Origin of the sequence: Citricoccus sp., assembly GCF_035445025.1 — a bacterium.
Lineage (GTDB): Bacteria > Actinomycetota > Actinomycetes > Actinomycetales > Micrococcaceae > Citricoccus.
Genome location: NZ_DAOMPX010000051.1, coordinates 1 through 16453 on the forward strand (window position 1 = coordinate 1; position 16453 = coordinate 16453).

The 16453-nt window shown below is 71.5% G+C and carries 14 protein-coding genes; 7 read left to right on the forward strand and 7 right to left on the reverse strand.

Annotated features, from left to right (window positions below; all coding sequences use genetic code 11):
• Positions 1–236: 236 nt before the first annotated feature.
• Entirely contained in the window at positions 237–1385 is a 1149-nt protein-coding gene (locus tag PLJ28_RS12785; protein WP_324590208.1) for a glycosyltransferase family 4 protein, read from the forward strand.
• On the opposite strand, the gene PLJ28_RS12790 is transcribed toward PLJ28_RS12785, so the two are convergent.
• From PLJ28_RS12790 to PLJ28_RS12800, 3 genes are read right to left on the reverse strand one after another with little or no spacing between them, the layout of a single operon-like run.
• The gene (locus PLJ28_RS12790) at positions 1294–2934 is read right to left on the reverse strand and encodes an ABC transporter permease (RefSeq protein ID WP_183525326.1); all 1641 of its coding nucleotides are present in this window, start codon (positions 2932–2934) and stop codon (positions 1294–1296) included. The genes PLJ28_RS12785 and PLJ28_RS12790 overlap by 92 nt on opposite strands.
• A 3-nt stretch (positions 2935–2937) precedes the next feature.
• The gene (locus PLJ28_RS12795; protein WP_183525330.1) at positions 2938–3756 is read right to left on the reverse strand and encodes an ABC transporter ATP-binding protein; all 819 of its coding nucleotides are present in this window, start codon (positions 3754–3756) and stop codon (positions 2938–2940) included.
• Entirely contained in the window at positions 3753–4802 is a 1050-nt protein-coding gene (locus PLJ28_RS12800) for an ABC transporter substrate-binding protein (protein ID WP_183525334.1), read from the reverse strand. The genes PLJ28_RS12795 and PLJ28_RS12800 overlap by 4 nt, the downstream gene beginning before the upstream one ends.
• A gap of 311 nt (positions 4803–5113) precedes the next feature.
• Between PLJ28_RS12800 and PLJ28_RS12805 the strand changes: the two genes are divergently transcribed.
• The gene (locus tag PLJ28_RS12805; protein ID WP_183525337.1) at positions 5114–6799 is read left to right on the forward strand and encodes a ribonuclease J; all 1686 of its coding nucleotides are present in this window, start codon (positions 5114–5116) and stop codon (positions 6797–6799) included.
• Between the two features lie 96 nt (positions 6800–6895).
• The gene (locus PLJ28_RS12810; RefSeq protein ID WP_298045006.1) at positions 6896–7927 is read left to right on the forward strand and encodes a bile acid:sodium symporter; all 1032 of its coding nucleotides are present in this window, start codon (positions 6896–6898) and stop codon (positions 7925–7927) included.
• On the opposite strand, the gene PLJ28_RS12815 is transcribed toward PLJ28_RS12810, so the two are convergent.
• Positions 7866–8261 (reverse strand): DMP19 family protein, encoded by a 396-nt coding sequence (locus PLJ28_RS12815; RefSeq protein ID WP_183525343.1) that lies wholly within the window; start codon positions 8259–8261, stop codon positions 7866–7868. The genes PLJ28_RS12810 and PLJ28_RS12815 overlap by 62 nt on opposite strands.
• 145 nt (positions 8262–8406) lie before the next feature.
• Between PLJ28_RS12815 and PLJ28_RS12820 the strand changes: the two genes are divergently transcribed.
• The 3 genes from PLJ28_RS12820 (at position 8407) to fdhA (ending at position 11293) form a co-directional block, all read left to right on the forward strand.
• Positions 8407–9063 (forward strand): dihydrofolate reductase family protein, encoded by a 657-nt coding sequence (locus PLJ28_RS12820; protein ID WP_183525346.1) that lies wholly within the window; start codon positions 8407–8409, stop codon positions 9061–9063.
• Positions 9064–9215: 152 nt separating this feature from the next.
• Positions 9216–9998 carry an MIP/aquaporin family protein gene (locus PLJ28_RS12825; protein ID WP_183525349.1) on the forward strand — a complete coding sequence of 261 codons (783 nt, stop codon included), beginning with the start codon at positions 9216–9218 and terminating at the stop codon, positions 9996–9998.
• Between the two features lie 80 nt (positions 9999–10078).
• Complete coding sequence (fdhA, locus tag PLJ28_RS12830; RefSeq protein WP_183525352.1) at positions 10079–11293, forward strand: formaldehyde dehydrogenase, glutathione-independent; 1215 nt, start codon at positions 10079–10081, stop codon at positions 11291–11293.
• A gap of 120 nt (positions 11294–11413) precedes the next feature.
• On the opposite strand, the gene PLJ28_RS12835 is transcribed toward fdhA, so the two are convergent.
• Positions 11414–12664 carry a serine hydrolase domain-containing protein gene (locus PLJ28_RS12835; RefSeq protein ID WP_183525356.1) on the reverse strand — a complete coding sequence of 417 codons (1251 nt, stop codon included), beginning with the start codon at positions 12662–12664 and terminating at the stop codon, positions 11414–11416.
• A gap of 90 nt (positions 12665–12754) precedes the next feature.
• Positions 12755–13609, reverse strand: coding sequence for a class I SAM-dependent methyltransferase (locus tag PLJ28_RS12840; RefSeq protein WP_298045008.1), 855 nt, complete (start codon positions 13607–13609; stop codon positions 12755–12757).
• 231 nt (positions 13610–13840) lie between these two features.
• Here PLJ28_RS12840 and PLJ28_RS12845 point away from each other — a divergent pair, with 231 nt between their 5' ends.
• Positions 13841–14272: a universal stress protein gene (locus PLJ28_RS12845; protein WP_183525362.1), complete on the forward strand. Its 432-nt coding sequence runs from the start codon at positions 13841–13843 to the stop codon at positions 14270–14272.
• Between the two features lie 57 nt (positions 14273–14329).
• Here PLJ28_RS12845 and PLJ28_RS12850 read toward each other — a convergent pair.
• Positions 14330–16453 (reverse strand): cation-translocating P-type ATPase (locus tag PLJ28_RS12850; protein ID WP_324590209.1); only part of this gene is annotated, 2124 nt, incomplete at its 5' end.

The following is a 16453-nucleotide window of genomic DNA, read 5'->3' on the forward strand; positions in this document are numbered from 1 at the left end:
GAGGAAGGGCCTTTTTGCTGTCCCAGCGTGTCACTGCTGCCGGGGTACCGCCACGCCCGGACGCCCGGGGCCCGGGACGCGCGTCCTGGAGCCCGGGGTTACCGTGGAGGCCACGGGAACAGCACGAGAGCCGGAGCCCCGGTGATGAAGGAGTGTCGGACCATGGGACTGCTGCCCGAGTCCATGAGCAGGGCCGCCGGAGACCGGGAGGACGTGCAGGACGCTGGGAGTTGCGGATGACACCCAGCGCGGCTGATGGCACGATCGGCCGGCCCGGCAGGGGCCACCGGGTGGGCTTCGCCCGCTGGCGCAGCGACCTGGCCAGTGGCGGCAACCGCTACGACGAGGAGCTCACGGTGGCCCTGCGGTCGCGGGGGCTGGAGGTTCGCGAGTATCCCGTCACGGGGAGCTGGCCGCTGCCCTCGGACGGCGACCGCCGGCGGCTGTCCGGGGTGCTCGCCCGGGAGCAGGACTGGCTCATCGGCAACATCGTCGCCTCGGCGGTGCCGGAACAGATCGCCGACGCGGTCTCGGCCGGGCGCCGGGTGACGATCCTGGTGCACTACTTCCCGGCCGACGACCCTGCGCTGCCGGCCCGTGACCGGTTACGACTCGCCGCAGCGGAGGCGGAGTCCGTCCGGGCGGCGAGCCGGGTGGTGGTGACCAGCGCCTGGGCCGGTGCCGCGGTGGCCGCCCGGTACGGGCGCCACGACGCGGTGGTGGCCGTACCCGGTGTCGACCCGGCCGTGCCCGCGCCCGGTTCGGTGCGCCGCGGGCGTGCGCCGTTGTGGCTGGCCCGGCTGACCCCCGGCAAGGACCCCCTCACGGTCGTCGAGGCGCTGGCCCGGTTGCAGGACCTGGACTGGACCGCCCGGCTGGTGGGTCCCGACACCGTCGACGAGGCCCTCGGCCGCCGCGTCCGTGAGCGCATCGCCCAGACCGGGCTCACCGGCCGTGTCGAGGTGACCGGGCCCCTCCACGGCAGGGACCTGGAGGCCGTCTGGGACGCCACCGACCTGCTGGTCCACACCTCGCGTGCCGAGACCTACGGGATGGTCGTCGCCGAGGCCCTGGCCCGGGGGATTCCCTCCGTGGTCGCGTCCGGCACCGGTGCCGTCGAGGCGCAGGGGGCGGGGGAGACGTTCCCGGCCGGTGACGTGGGCTCCCTGGCCGAGGTCCTGCGCGCCTGGCTGGCGGACGAGCGGCTCCGGGACCGCTGGCGACGAGACGCTGCCGGCCAATGCGCCGGCCTGACGCGGTGGCCGGACACCGCGGCCCGGGTGGCCGCCGCCCTCACCAGCGGGACTGCTCCGGTGCCACCACGGCCAGCACCCGGCGCTCGACGGCCTCGACGAGGGCATATCCCGCCAGCGCCATCAGCGTGACGACCACGACCGTGGACCACAGGGAGGTGTACCGGCTCGTCGCCGCGTCCACTGCCATCATGTTGCCCAGCCCGGTCCCGGTCGCCAGCCACTCGGCGACCGTGGCGGCGAGCAGCGCCGTGGGCGCGGCGATCCGCGCGGCGGCGAAGAACGCCGGCGCCATCGCCGGCAGCCGGCCCAGCACCAGCACCCTCGTGCGCGGCGTGGCATAGGCGGCGAAGACGTCGGCCACCTGTCCGGGCAGCTGGCCCAGGCCGTAGAGGCACGAGACCAGCGTGGGGAAGAACGTCATGAGGGCCACCACGACGGCGGTGCCGAACGACCCGCGGCCCAGCGCGGCGACCAGCAGGGGCGCGATCGCGATGATCGGCACGCACCGCAGGGCGACGGCGACGGGCGTCAGGGCCCGCCGCGCGCGGACCGAGAGGGAGAACGCGGCGGCCAGCAGCACGCCCAGCGCCAGCCCGGCGAAGTAACCGGGGACGGCCACAAGGGCGGTCTGGCCGGCCGCCGTGAACAGCTCGGCACGGTGCTCGGCGGCCGCCGGCGCGGACACCAGCCACTCCCAGACGTCCCCGGGGCGCTTGGCGAAATAGGGGTTGAGGTCAAGCAGCCAGAACAGCCCGGCCCAGGCCAGCAGCACGATCGCCGCCGTGAGGGCCACGCCGCCGGCGCTGACGAGCCAGCGTCGCCACGCAGGCCGCCGGGGGTCGGACCCGGGCGCGGCCAGCAGCACCGTCGGCTGTTCCGGTGCCAGTCTCCGGGCGGTGAGCGAGACCAGGGCGTACCCGGTCATCGACACCACGGCGCTGAGGATCATCAACGCCCAGAGGCCGTCGGTGTCCAGGCTGCGCAACGCCTGGATCGAGAGCACCCCGATGCCGCGTTCGGCCCCCGTGAACTCCCCGACCAGCGCACCGAGGAAGGCGGCGGGCACCGAGGCCTGCAGCCCGGCCATCAGGTACGGCAGGGCCGCTCGTGCCCGGACGGTGACCAGCGTGGTCCAGCGGCCCCTGCCGTAGGTGGCCGTCAGGTCGAGCCAGGACCGGGGCACGGCGCGCATGCCCACCAGCAGGGGTACGAGCGTGAGGTAGTAGACGGCCAGGGCCGCCAGCGTGACCTGCGGCCCGTCCCCGAACCCGTAGGCCAGTCGCAGCAGTGGGCCCAGCGCCACGAGGGGCAGGCAGTAGACGACCAGGGCGAGCCGCAGCACCGTCCGCTCCAGGCCCGGCAACAGCACGACCAGCAGGGCCAGGGCCACGGCCGCCAGGTTGCCGGCCAGGTAACCGAGCATCGCCTCGCGCGTGGTGAACCACAGCCCCCGGCCGTAGACGTCGGCGTTCTCCACGAGTGTGCCGATGATGCCGGAGGGGACCCCGATCAGGTGCCGGTCGGCCAGGACCGTCCGGCCGACGAGTTCCCAGAGGCCGATCACCAGGACCCAGCCCAGGAGCACGCGCAGTGCGGCAGCCGGCCGGGCACGGGCGGGGCGGGGGCCGTCGCCGTCGCGGCCCGTGGCCCGGACGGCCTGTTCGCCCTGCAGGACCATCCCTCACCCCTGGTCGAGGGCGTACTCGTCCACGCCCAGCAGGGCGCCGATCCGGTCCACGAGCTCGGTGAAGCCCCGGGAGTGCAGCTGCTCCATCCGCCGCGGCCGTTCGAGGCGGACCGGCAGGTCGGCGACGATGGACCCGGGCCGGGCCGACATCACCAGGACACGGTCCGCCAGCAGGACCGCCTCGGGGATCGAGTGGGTCACCAGCAACGTGGTGGTGGTGGCGCCGGACCACAGGGGTGGCAGTTCGATGTTGAGCCTGCGCCGGGTGAGCTCGTCGACCGCGCCGAAGGGCTCGTCGAGCAACAGCAGCCTCGGCTCGGTGACCAGGCACCGGGCGATCGCCGCGCGCTGCCGCATCCCGCCGGACAGTTGCGCCGGGCGGGCCTTCTCGAACCCGGCCAGGCCGACCATGTCCAGCAACCGCGTGACCTTGCGGTGGTCGACCGGCTGACCGGCCAGCCGGCGGGCCAGGGCCACGTTGCCGGCGGCGGTCCGCCAGGGCAGCAGCGAGGCGTCCTGGAAGGCGATGGCCAGCTCGCCGCGCCGGCGCACCGCGAGCGGGTCGTCACCGTCGATGCGCACCGAGCCGCCGGCGTCGGGGTGTTCCAGGCCCGCGATGATCCGCAGCAGGGTGGACTTCCCGCACCCGGAGGGCCCCACCAGCGCCGTGACCGAACCGGCCTCCAGGGTCAGGTCCAGGGACGCCAGGACGGGCAGCGGCTCCGCCGGGCCGGGGAAGGTCTTGGCGACGGCGGTGCACAGCACCTCGGGGGCCGGCCGTCCCGCCGTGCGGGCGCTCTGCACGCCGGTCACGCGGTGGGCCCGTCCCGGTACACCTCGTCGAGGATGCTCCGGTCCCACATCTGCTCGGTGGCCCCCTCGATGCCGAGCAGGTCGAACAGCCGCAGGTTCTCCTGGACCTGGTCGTCGGTGAACCACCCGAAGCCGAACTGCTCGGTCGCCTCGGAGAACATGATGTCGAGCTGTACCGTCGCCTGTTCCTGCTGCGTCTCCAGGTCCAGGCCGGCATCGGGGTACGCCCGGACGGCGAGGTCGGCGGCGGCCCGGGGATCGTCCTGGTAGAGCTGCCAGCCGCGGGCGTCCCCGCGGAGCAGCCGGATGACCTGGTCGCGCCGCGCCTCGTCCTGGAGACTGGAACGCAGCACGGTGTAGGTCTGGCTCATCGGGTCGTAGCCGAAGTCGGCGAGCAGCATCGAGTGCCCCTCGATGCCCTGGACGGCCAGCGCCACGGGAAGGTCGTTGTAGAAGCAGTAGAGGCCGTCGACCTGGCCGGCCGTGAGGACCGCCGGGTCGTACTGGCTCGGGACGAACTCGACCTGGTCCTGGGTCAGGTCGTTGATGGCCAGGAAGGCCTCCAGCCCGGGGGTGTCCGTGCCGGCCACGCCGATCTTCCTGCCCACCAGGTCCTGGGGGGAGGTCAACGGCGCATCCGCCAGGGACAGGATCGTCACGGGGCTCTTCTGGTACTGGGCACCGATGATGACCAGCTCGGCGCCCTCGGCATTGGACCGGGCAACACCGTCCGCCACCGAGACATTCATCAGCGCCGCCCCGCTGACCGTGTTCGCGTCCCCGGCCACGTTGGGTCCGCCGGCCGCGAGGCTGACGTCCAGCCCGAGGTCCCGGAACAGGCCCCGGTCCTGCGCCAGGTAGGTGCCGCCGAACTGCACCGAGTGCGTCCAGGACAACTGGTAGGTCACCGCCGTGGCCGGCCCGTCGGTACCGGAGGCGGAACCACCGGAGGAGGAGGCCTCGTTGCCGCACCCCACCAGCCCGCCCACGGTCAGGGCGCCGAACCCGCCGAGGACCGTGCGCCGGGAGACATCCGAACGAACCATGGGAGACCTCCCGGATCGGGGCCGGACCCGCCATCCGGGCCGGGCCTGCGGGTATTCTGTGATGGACTTCACATCCTAGTGGGGCCGCGCGCGGGATGGGGGACGCCTGGACGCCGCCCGCGCACGCCGCGCCGGACGTCCCGTCCCACCGGAGCATCCCGGTGATACCGTCCCGGGGGCCCGTGGGCGGTACATTAGGGGGTAGTCTTCCCGGCGCCGCCCGCCTCGCTGCGGGCCCCGGACCCGAGGGAACCCCCTCCACATCGGTGTACCGCCCTGGTGCACTTCCCTGACGACGAAAGCGTGATCAGTTGCCCCGTTCCTCCCGTAAGTCCAAGTCCTCGTCCTCCCTGCCGTCCGGAGGGTTGCGGATCACCCCGCTGGGAGGCCTGGGTGAGATCGGCCGCAACATGACGGTCTTCGAGCACGAGGGCAAGCTGCTCGTGGTGGACTGTGGCGTCCTGTTCCCCGAGGAGCACCAGCCCGGAATCGACGTCATCCTCCCGGACTTCACCTCCATCCGGGACCGGCTGAAGGACATCGTCGGCATCGTGCTCACGCACGGCCACGAGGACCACATCGGCGGGGTGCCCTACCTGCTGAAGGAGCGCCCGGACATCCCGTTGATCGGTTCCGAGCTGACGCTGGCGTTCATCTCGGCCAAGCTCACCGAGCACCGGATCACGCCGAAGACGGTCCACGTGGAGGCCGAGGACAAGCACCAGGCGGGCCCCTTCGAACTCGAGTTCGTCGCGGTCAACCACTCCATCCCCGACAGCCTCGCCGTGGCGATCCGCACCAAGGCCGGCCTGGTCCTGCACACCGGTGACTTCAAGATGGACCAGTTCCCGCTGGACGACCGGATCACGGACCTGCGCCACTTCGCCCGCCTGGGCGAGGAGGGCGTGGACCTGTTCCTCACCGACTCCACGAACGCCGAGGTTCCGGGGTTCACCATCTCGGAGCGGGAACTGACCCCCGCGATCGAGCAGGTCTTCGCCACCGCGAAGAAGCGGATCATCGTCTCCAGCTTCGCCAGCCACGTGCACCGCATCCAGCAGGTCCTGGATGCCGCGCACGCCAGCGGGCGCAAGGTCGCGTTCGTGGGCCGGTCCATGGTGCGCAACATGGGCATCGCCAGCGACCTGGACTACCTCAAGATCCCGCGCGGGCTGCTCGTGGACTTCAAGAAGCTGCAGTCCATGCCCGATGACAAGATCGCGCTGGTCTGCACCGGGTCCCAGGGCGAGCCGATGGCGGCCCTGTCCCGGATGGCCACCGGCACCCACCAGATCAAGCTCGGCTCCGGGGACACCGTCCTGATGGCCAGCTCGATGGTGCCCGGCAACGAGAACGCGATCTACGGCATCATCAACAAGTTCACCGACCTCGGCGTCAAGGTCGTGCACAAGGGCAACGCCAAGGTGCACGTCTCCGGTCACGCCTCCGCTGGGGAACTGGTCTACTGCTACAACATCGTCCGGCCCACCCACGTCATGCCCGTCCACGGCGAGTCCTCGCACCTGCACGCCAATGCCGACCTGGCCGTGCGGACCGGCATCGCCCCCGAGCGCGTGCTCGTCGTCAAGGACGGCACCACCGTGGACCTGGTCAAGGGCCAGGCCCGGGTCTCGGGCCAGGTGGAGGCCGGACTGGTCTACGTGGACGGCCACACCGTCGGCAAGGTCACCGAGGAGACCCTGGTCGAGCGGCGGTTGCTGCAGGAGGGCGGCTCGGTGACCGTGGTCGCGATCGTCGACCCGGACACCAACACCCTGGCCGAGCCGCTGGAGTTCATGACCAAGGGCTTCATCCAGGACCCCCAGATCTTCGACACCGCGGCGAAGAAGGTCAAGGACGCCCTGGCCAAGCCCCACGTCGCCGGCATCGACGACCTGGACCAGATCGAGAAGCTGATCGTGGACACGGTGGGCCGCCACCTGGACCGCGCCTACCGGCGGGCCCCGCTGATCACCGCCGTCGTCATCGACGCCTGATCTCCCTCCCGGGGCGCTCCCGGGGCGCTCCCGGGGCGGCGCCGGGACGAGGAGATGATGCGGGCCGGCGGGCCCGGTGGTGGAATGCTGGAGTCCATGGGTTCCACGGGATCGGCCGGCGACTGGATGGAGCGGCACCAGGTGGTGCTGTACCTGTCCGCGCTGGGCGCGGGCGCCGTCGCCGGGCTCCTGGTCCCGGCCGTGGCCGGACCCGCCGGGCAGGCCATCACCCCGGTGCTGGGGCTGCTGCTCTACGCCACCTTCCTGGCCGTCCCGTTCCGCCGCCTGGGGCGTGCTGCGCGGGACGGGGGATTCCTCCTGGCCGTGCTGGTGCTGAACTTCGTGGTGGTGCCGGTGGTGGTGTTCGCCCTCTCCCGGCTGGTCGCCCACGACGACGTCCTGCTGCTCGGGGTGCTGTTCGTCCTGCTGACCCCGTGCGTGGACTACGTCATCGTCTTCACCGGCCTGGCCGGCGGCGCCCAGGACCGGCTGCTGGCCGCCACGCCGTGGCTGATGCTGGCGCAGATGCTCCTGCTGCCGGGGTACCTGTGGGTGATGGCCGGGCCGCGGTTCGCCCCCGGACTCGACGTCCGTCCGTTCCTGGAGGCCTTCGCGCTGCTCATCGTGGCGCCCCTCGGCGCGGCGTGGCTGACCCAGGCGGCGGCCGCCCGCTGGGCCTGGGGCCGCGCCGTGGACCGGGTTGTCTCGGCGGGGATGGTCCCGCTGATGATCTCCACGCTGGCCGTCGTGGTCGCCTCCCAGGCGCACGACGTCGGCCGGCACCTGGGCGGGCTGCTCGCCGTGGTGCCGGTGTACGTGCTCTTCGCGGCCGTGATGGTCACCCTCGGACTGGCGGCCGGTCGCGTCGCCGGGCTGGACACGCCCGGACGCCGGGCGCTCGTGTTCAGCGGGGTGACCCGGAACTCCCTCGTGGTGCTGCCGCTGGTGCTGGCCCTGCCGGCGTCGCTGGGCCCGGACTACCGGATGGCGCCGCTGGTGGTGGTCACCCAGACGCTCGTGGAACTGGTCATGATGGTGGTGCTGGGGCGGCTGGTGCCCCGGCTGGTCAGCGCGCGGGGTCGAAGTCCTCGGGATCCTTCTGCAGCCGGCCTTCCAACGCCTGGCTGAGGTCCTCGTCCTCCACCTCGTACATGGGGTCGACCTCGAGCTCGAGGGCCTCCAGGGCCTCCTCGTCGTCGTCCACGGACACGAACCGGACCCGGGCCTCCGTGATCGTCTCGGCCACGTCGTCCAGGCCGAGGTACTCGTACCCGGTGATCACCCGTTGGAGCGGGAACTCGTCGTCGTCCAGGTGCATCTCGATGGCGTTGACGAGTCCGCCGTTCTGCACCGCCCCGTGGAAGGTCAGGACATCGCGCAGGGCGATGTCACCGGGGGAGGTGGCCTCAGGCAGGGCGTCGAAGTCAAGGGCGCGGTTCCACACCGCCTCGGTAGTGCTCATGCCAGCAGAGTAGGCAGAACCGGGCGCCCTGTCAGTCCTCCGCCGTCCATGACGTGCATGTTTCGCGAGCTCCCCCCGGCCGGACGGGCCGAACGGCGCATGATCGGAGTGGCCGTCGTCCCGCGCGGTGGGCTTCACTGCCGCCATGAGAAAGCTCATCTCCAGCACGTTCGTCTCCCTCGACGGCGTCATGCAGGCTCCCGGAGGGCCCGACGAGGACCGCACGGGGGGCTTCACCCTCGGCGGGTGGACCGCCCCGCTGTTCGACGAGTCCATGGGCTCGTGGATGGACCGGACCTTCGCCACCCAGTTCGACCTGCTCCTGGGACGCAGGACCTATGAGATCTTCGCCGCCTACTGGCCCCATCACACGGACTCGCTCGTGGGGGAGGCGTTCAGCCGGGCACACAAGTACGTGGCCAGCCACCGACTGCACCACCCCGCCTGGGAACACACCACGGTCCTGTCCGGGAACGTCCCGGAACAGGTCGCCGCGCTGAAGGACCAGGACGGACCCGACCTGTTGCTGCAGGGCAGTGGCAACCTCATCCAGTCCCTGCTGACCGCCGGGCTGATCGACGAGTTCCGGGTCCTGGTCTTCCCCCTGCTGCTCGGTCCCGGCAAGCGGCTCTTCGCGGAGGGGACCATCCCGGCTGGTCTCCGCCTGACCGAGCACGAGGTCTCGCAGTCCGGGGTCGTGATGGCCACCTACGCACTGGCCGGGCCGGTCGCCACGGGCAGCTTCGCCGACGATGAACCCTCCCAGGACGAGCCGGGCCGGCGGAGCGGTCCCCAGGACTGAGGGACGAGGCGGTCTGCCCCCGGGTCTCCGGCCTCCGCCGCCGCGCGAGGATGACCCATTGACTCCCTCCGAGGACCCTGCTTACGCTCGCAGCATTCCAGGTCAGTTGCATTTCGTTAACTATTTCCCTGTCCCGACATGAAATGTGGAAAATGACTCCGACTTTGATGCGCCGGCTCGTGGCCGAGATGCTGGGCACGGCGGTACTGGTGATCTTCGGCGTCGGCACCGTGCTGGCGGCCCTGACGGCCGGCAACGGTGAACTCACGTATCCGGGGGTGGGGTTCATCTCCCTGGGATTCGCCATTGCCGTCGCAGTGGCCATCTACGCGTTCCTGGCCGTGTCCGGTGCCCACATCAATCCCGCCGTGACCTTCGCGCTGGCTGTGACCCGGCGCTTCCCCTGGGCCGAGCTGGTGCCCTACGTCCTCGCGCAGCTGATCGGGGCCGCGGTCGGGAGCCTGCTCCTGGTGGCCTCGTTCGGGACCCGGGCCGTGGACATGGGCAGCGGTGCGACGGCCCTGGGCACCGGTGTCTCGTACGGCCAGGGCATCGTGGCCGAGGTGCTGGGGACCTTCTTCCTGATGCTCGCGATCATGGCGGTGGCCGTCGACCGGAGGGCGCCCAAGGGCTGGGCGGGCCTGATCATCGGCCTGGCTGTCGCGGGCGCCATCCTGGTCATCGCCCCCCTGACCGGTGGTTCACTGAACCCGGCGCGGACCTTCGGACCGAACCTGGTGCAGACCCTCTTCGGCGGTGACGTCGAGTGGTCCCAGTACCCGTTGTACGTCATCGGTCCCTTCATCGGCAGCGCGGCCGCCGCGCTGGCCTACGACTTCATCGCCCGCCCCCGAGACGTCCCCGAGCCCGAGCCGCGCGCCGACGACCAGTCGATGGCGGAAGAGCGCGGCCAGAGACCCGAACCCACCGAATAAACAATCACCGGATCGCGATCACAGCGATTGTCCTCGGTCCGCATCACGCGGTCGGGGGACAGCCATCGAGAGGAAGAACCATGACGGGAAACCGTGTAGTCGTGTACAAGGGCCCAGGCGAGGTCGCCGTCGAGACGATCGACTACCCCAAGCTGGAACTGCCCTCCGAGGTCGCCGGCAAGATGGGCATCCAGCAGAAGGCACCCCATGCCGCCATCCTGAAACTGGTGGCCACGAACATCTGCGGAAGCGACCAGCACATGGTCCGTGGCCGCACCACCGCGCCGGTCGGCCAGTCGCTCGGTCATGAGATCACGGGCGAGGTCGTGGAGACCGGAGACGACGTGCTCTTCGTCAAGGAGGGTGACATCTGCTCGGTGCCCTTCAACATCGCGTGCGGCCGCTGTCAGATGTGCAATGAGGGCAAGACCGGTGTCTGCCTCAACGTGAATCCCGCCCGTCCCGGCGCGGCCTACGGTTACGTGGACATGGGCGGCTGGATCGGCGGCCAGGCGGAGTACGTGATGGTCCCCTACGCGGACTTCAACCTGCTCAAGTTCCCGGACCGGGACCAGGCCCTCGAGAAGATCCTCGACCTCACCATGCTCTCCGACATCTTCCCCACCGGGTATCACGGCGCATTCACCGCCGGCGTCACGACCGGTTCCACCGTCTACGTCGCGGGTGCCGGTCCGGTGGGCCTCGCCGCGGCCTTCTCGGCGCAGGTGCTGGGTGCCTCGGCGGTCATCGTGGGAGACATGAACGCCGACCGGCTGAAGCAGGCGGCCAGCTTCGGCTGCGAGACGATCGACCTGAGCCAGGAGGGCGCCCTGCCGGACCGTATCGAGCAGATCCTGGGCGTCCCCGTGGTCGACGCCGCGGTGGACGCGGTGGGATTCGAGGCCCGCGGTCACGGCGCCAACGCCGCCGAGGCACCCGCCACGGTCCTCAACGACATCATGTCGGTCACCCAGGTGGGCGGTGCCCTGGGTATCCCGGGCCTGTACGTCACCGGGGATCCGGGGGCTGTCGACGAGAACGCCAAGGTCGGCCAGATCGGTGTGCAGCTGGGCACGGGGTGGGCCAAGTCCCTCTCGTTCACCACGGGTCAGTGCCCGGTGAAGCGGTACAACCGGAAGCTGATGAAGCTGATCCTGGCCGACAAGGCCAATATCTCCAAGGCCGTCAACGCCACGACCATCAGCCTGGACGACGCTCCCCGGAGCTACAAGGAGTTCGACCAGGGGGCGGCCAGGAAGTACGTGATCGATCCGCACGGGATGATCCCCGCCTAGGACCGCACGCCGCCCATGCGGCGGTGGGTCGCCGGGAGCCGGGCAGTCGCCCGGCACCCGGCGACCCGCACGACGGGGCGCGGACGACGGGATTCGGACGACGGGGGTGCGGAGGACCGCTCAGTTCCCGACCGGGTAGATCGAATCGACCAGCGTCCGGGCGATCGTCGTCGCCGGGTCCCGCCCATCCGGCGTGGGTGCGAGGTTCGCCCACACCACCAGGGTGATGTCGCGGTCCGGGTCGTGGCCCATGAAGGAGTTGTAGCCCGGCAGCTCTCCCGTGTGACCGTACAGTTCGCCGAACTTCGCGATCGCCAGTCCGTAGCGGGCCGACCCCGGCTGGTCCCCGCCCGTGGAGCGGGGACTCTCCATCCTCAGCCGCTGGAACTCCTCGTCGAGCAGTCGGCCATCGGTCAGGGCCTCGGCCCAGTCCGCCAGGTCGTGGGCCGTCGAGATCCCGCCGCCGGCGGCCCAGCCCCAGGAGGGGTTGTCGAACGTCCGGTCGACGGGGTCGAGGGCCCCCGACCGGGCCTGCTCCTGCATCCGTTCCGGTAGTGCGGGGGGCGTGCCCATCGTCAGGACGTTGGAGCCGAACATGTACCCGTGCGCGTAGGGCTCGGGGATCCGGTTCGACGACCGCGCCGGGAACAGGGTGTCCGCCAGGCCCAGCGGCGTGAAGAGCCGGTCGGCGAAGATCCTCTCCAGCGGCTCGCCCTCCAGCTGCTCGGCCACGAGTCCCAACAGGACCGTGTTGGTGTTCGAGTACTCCCAGCCCGCACCGGGGGCGAAACTGGGCGGGTGCTCCCACGAGATGGCCAGCAGGTCCTCGGGGTCCCAGGCCCGCTCGGGGTCCTCGTCCATCGCCTGGTTCAGGCCCCGGTCGAGCGTGTAGTTGTACAGTCCGCTGCGCATCGACAGCAACTGCTCGATCGTGATGTTCTCGCCGTTGGGCACGTCTGGCCGGTAGGCGGCGATGGGATCGTCGAGGTCCAGCACGCCCTCCTGCGCCAACTGCAGGATGACCGTCCCGGTCCAGGTCTTGGTGTTCGATCCCACCCGCAGATGATGGTCGGCTCGGGGCGGCAGCGTCTCGTCCGCGCTGACGGTGCCGTACGAGCCGAGGACCTCCCCCTCCGGGGTGCGCAGGAGCATGAACGCACCCGGGACCTCCAGCGCGGCGGCCGCGTCCTGGAAGGTGGACTGGAGCTCGCCGGCGTCCACGCCCGCCGTGTCCGAGGCTGCCGTCGGCCCGGGGGAGGGGGCGGAGCAGGCCGCGGTCAGGCCCAGGACAGAGGCCAGGGCCGTGACGGTCAGGACCGCGCGCTGTCGCCGGCGGCGTCCGGGCGGGAGGGGAACGGCGGGACGCGACATGGCGACTCCTCACGGCAGTGGCATCCTCGTCCGAAGCCTAGTGACGCACCCTGACGCCGGCCAAGACTCCATCGGTCCGCGCAGTGTCTCTCACTCCGGCGCCGCGTCCTCACCCGCCGCCGCCAGCGTGAAGATGCCGTAGCGCATCGCCCCGGTGCGGTAGGCCTGGATCAGGCGGGGCACGGTGACGGCGAAGACACGATGGCGTCCGCGCAGCGCGAGGCGGCGGGCGTCGCGATCCATGGCCAGGGCCTTCAGCAGTCGGCGGGCGCAGATCGTCCAGGTGCGTGCGACGCGCCGGCTGACGTCCTCGTAACCGGTGACCGTGAACCCTGCTGCCCGTGCCATGGCCTCGTACTCCTCGCGCGTGCCCATCGAGGGCAGTCGCCCTTCGCGGCAGACCGGCTCCAGCAGGTGGCGAACCGTCCACTCGCTCGCGGCGGGATCGGCGAGCCAGGCGCAGACGACGAGGCGGCCGCCGGGTGACAGCACCCGATGGGCCTCGGCGAAGAACCGGGGCTTGTCGGCCATGTGCTCGGTCGACTCGATGGCCCAGGCGGCGTCAGCCGATCCCTCGGGCAGCGCGTTGGCGAACCAGTCGCGGTGGTGGATCTCCACGCCGGGCGTGGGATGCGCGGCGGCGTGGCGGGCCTGTCCGGCGGACAGCGTGAAGCCGGTGACACGAACCCCGCGCCCGGCGGCCAGTTGCCTGGCGGTCGCCCCGTAGCCGCAACCGATGTCCACGCACGCCTCGCCGGGCCGGAGGCGCAGGCGATCCCCGACCGTCTCGACGAGGGCCTCGACGGCCTGGGCGGGCGTCTCGCGACCCGTCTCCCACAGCCCGTGATGGACGTGCTCACCCCACACCCGGCGATAGACCGGATCCAGTTCGTCATAGTGGCCGGCGACCGCCACGGCGTCCTGGGGGGTCTGGGGCACGATCACGCCGTCACGGTACACCGCCGCTCCCCGCGGGCAGAAGGTCTCGGCTGGCGGGCCGGAGCCGTGCGGGCCGGAGCCGCGGGTGCCGGCGTCGTGGATATTGTGCGGTCCGGCCGGTGGCGCCTAGGGTGACTCCACGATCGAGTCGCGACCGGCCTGCTTCGCCCCTCGTCCGGGGGCAGAAGGCGGATGTCCGGTGCCGCGAGTGGTGCAGACAACCCGTAGGGGGACACGGTGCAGGGTTCGCAACAGATTGTGGTCGGCGTCGACGGGTCCGAGGCCTCGCTGCAGGCCCTGCGGGAGGCCAGGACCCTGGCCGAGTCGCTGGGGTGCACGCTGAAGGCGGTCACGGCATGGGAGATGCCGGTCACGGCCGCCGAGTACCCCTACCGGCTCGAGTACAACTTCCAGGATGACGCCCGGGAGCAACTGGACGAGGCCCTGCGGACGGCGTTCGGTGACGACCGTCCCCGGGGCCTGGAGACCGAGGTGAGGCAGGGCCCGCCGGCCCGGGTTCTGCGCGACCTCGGCGAGGGGGCCCGGATGGTGGTGGTGGGCAGTCGGGGCCGCGGCGGATTCGCGGGCCTGTTGCTGGGCTCGGTGAGCTCTGCGGTGGCGGCCCATGCCACGTGCCCGGTGCTCATCACGCACCGCAGCAAGGACTGAGGGGAGCACCGGCGCGCGGGGAACGGCACCCCGGGAGCGGACCGGTACCGGGGAGCATCAGCCTCGCCTGCGGTGCCGGAACGTCTTGTGGAGCCCGTCCACGACCAGGAGAGCCGGGATGGCGGTGAGGGCGATCAGTGTTCCCACCGGTGGCGGGGGCGCGTGGCCCAGTGCGCCGGCCACCGGCGGGATGAAGAGAAAGCCCAGGAGCAGGACGCACTCGGCGGCCACGGCCCAGAGCAACAGGTGGTTTCCCGTCCAGTCCAGCCGCCAGGCGGGCCGGGTGGCACTGCGGCACCCGAACGCGTTGGCCATCTGCGCCAGCACCACGGTGGTGAAGGCCGCCCCGGAGGCGGCGGCCAGGAGGGCGGGTGCCGGCTCGGCCCCCCAGGTCCACCCGGCGGACCCGAGCACCACCAGGAACGCGAGCATCTGGATGAGGGCCTGGGTCGGCCCGAGCACCCCGAAGACCCGGACGAGCAGCGGCGCGTCCATCAGGTGGCGTCGTTCGGGCGGCTTGAGCAGGACCCGCTGCCCGGGCCTCTCCGCGCCCAGGGCCAGCACCGGAAGCAGGTCGGTGCCGATGTCCAGGCACAGGATCTGCAGGACGCCCAGTGCCAGCGGCACGTTTCCCCCGGACAGGGCCCAGACGACGAAGGGGGTGAGCTCTGCGACGTTGTCCGTGAGGTGGTACGTCAGGAAGCGGCGGATATTGGTGTACGTGGCCCGGCCCTGTTCGACGGCGGTGATGATGGTCGCGAAGTCGTCGTCGAGCAGGACCAGGTCGGCGGCCTCCCGGGCGACGTCCGTTCCGGATGCACCCATGGCGACGCCGATGTCGGCCTCGTTGAGCGCCGGGCCGTCGTTGACCCCGTCTCCGGTCATCGCGACCACGTGTCCGCGGTGCTGGAGTGCGCGGGCGATGGCGAGTTTCTGTTCCGGTGAGACGCGGCTGACCACGATGCCGTCCCGGTCCAGGAGGACCCCGAGCGCCCGCTCGTCCTGGGGCAGGTCCTTGCCCTCGACGACCACGGGGGTGTCCAGGCACAGGCCGGTCTGCCGGGCGATCGCGAGGGCGGTGACCGGGTGGTCCCCGGTGATCATGGCCACCTTGATGCCGGCCTGGCGGGCCTGGCGCAGGGCCGGGGGGACACTGTGCCGCGGCGGGTCCTGGAGGGCGATCAGGCCGACGAGGGTCAGGCCGTGCTCCAGCTCTGATGCGGTGGTGTCCGGCCCCGGGGCCTCCGTCCGGCCCAGGGGACGCCGGGCCACGGCCAGGACGCGCAGGCCGCGGGCGGCCATGCCGGACAGGACCCCCGAGGCCAGGCCCACCTGGTCACGGTCGAGGCACAGGGTCAACACGTTCTCCGGGGCGCCCTTGACCAGGAGGTCGCCCCCGACGACGACCGACTCCCGGCGCCGGTCCGGATCGAAGCCGAACCGCCGGGTGACGGAGGTGGCGTGCACGCCCTCCGGGCCGGCCAGGCGGTGCGCCAGGGCATCGAGTGCGGCCTCCATGGGGTCGCCGTCGGGCAGCCAGTCCTCCTCGTGCTGACGGATACGTCCCCGGGACGCTGCCCGGGCCACCCACGCCGCATCGGTCGCGGCGGCACGGGCCGGTGGTGGTCCGTCCACCGTCGCCACGGGGTGATATCCCTCGCCGTCGATCGAGACGGTCCCGGCCGGGGTCCAGACCTCGACGACGTTCATCCTGTTCTGGGTCAGCGTCCCGGTCTTGTCCGTGCAGATGAACGTCGTCGATCCGAGCGTCTCCACCGCCTGCAGGTTCCGCACCAACGCGTTGCGGCCCGCCATCCGCTGGGCTCCCATGGCCAGGGACAGGGTCACCGTGGGCAGCAGTCCCTCGGGGATCATCGCCACCGCCACACCGATGGCGAAGAGGAACGCGTCCCTCAGCGGTGTTCCCGCCAGCAGCGAGACGACGCAGAAGGCGGCACCCAGGCCCAGGGCCACCGAGGAGAGCATGCGGACGATGCGGCGCAACTCGCGTTGTAGCGGCGTGGGTGGCGGAACCGCCTGGCCCGTCAGGGTGGTGATGGCCGCCAGCCGGGTCGCCGACCCTGTCGCGGTGGCCTCGGCCTCGGCGGACCCGTTGGCCAGGAACGTGCCCCCGAAGCCATCGCTTCCCGTGCCCTTGACCACGGGCATGCTCTCCCCGGA

Excerpts from the sequence above, each read along its gene's own strand:
- PLJ28_RS12785 (WP_324590208.1), top strand. The coding sequence starts at position 237 with ATGACACCCAGCGCGGCTGATGGCACGATCGGCCGGCCCGGCAGGGGC.
- PLJ28_RS12790 (WP_183525326.1), bottom strand. The coding sequence starts at position 2,934 with ATGGTCCTGCAGGGCGAACAGGCCGTCCGGGCCACGGGCCGCGACGGC.
- PLJ28_RS12800 (WP_183525334.1), bottom strand. The coding sequence starts at position 4,802 with ATGGTTCGTTCGGATGTCTCCCGGCGCACGGTCCTCGGCGGGTTCGGC.
- PLJ28_RS12810 (WP_298045006.1), top strand. The coding sequence starts at position 6,896 with ATGGGTTCCACGGGATCGGCCGGCGACTGGATGGAGCGGCACCAGGTG.
- PLJ28_RS12815 (WP_183525343.1), bottom strand. The coding sequence starts at position 8,261 with ATGAGCACTACCGAGGCGGTGTGGAACCGCGCCCTTGACTTCGACGCC.
- PLJ28_RS12820 (WP_183525346.1), top strand. The coding sequence starts at position 8,407 with ATGAGAAAGCTCATCTCCAGCACGTTCGTCTCCCTCGACGGCGTCATG.
- PLJ28_RS12825 (WP_183525349.1), top strand. The coding sequence starts at position 9,216 with ATGACTCCGACTTTGATGCGCCGGCTCGTGGCCGAGATGCTGGGCACG.
- fdhA (WP_183525352.1), top strand. The coding sequence starts at position 10,079 with ATGACGGGAAACCGTGTAGTCGTGTACAAGGGCCCAGGCGAGGTCGCC.
- PLJ28_RS12835 (WP_183525356.1), bottom strand. The coding sequence starts at position 12,664 with ATGTCGCGTCCCGCCGTTCCCCTCCCGCCCGGACGCCGCCGGCGACAG.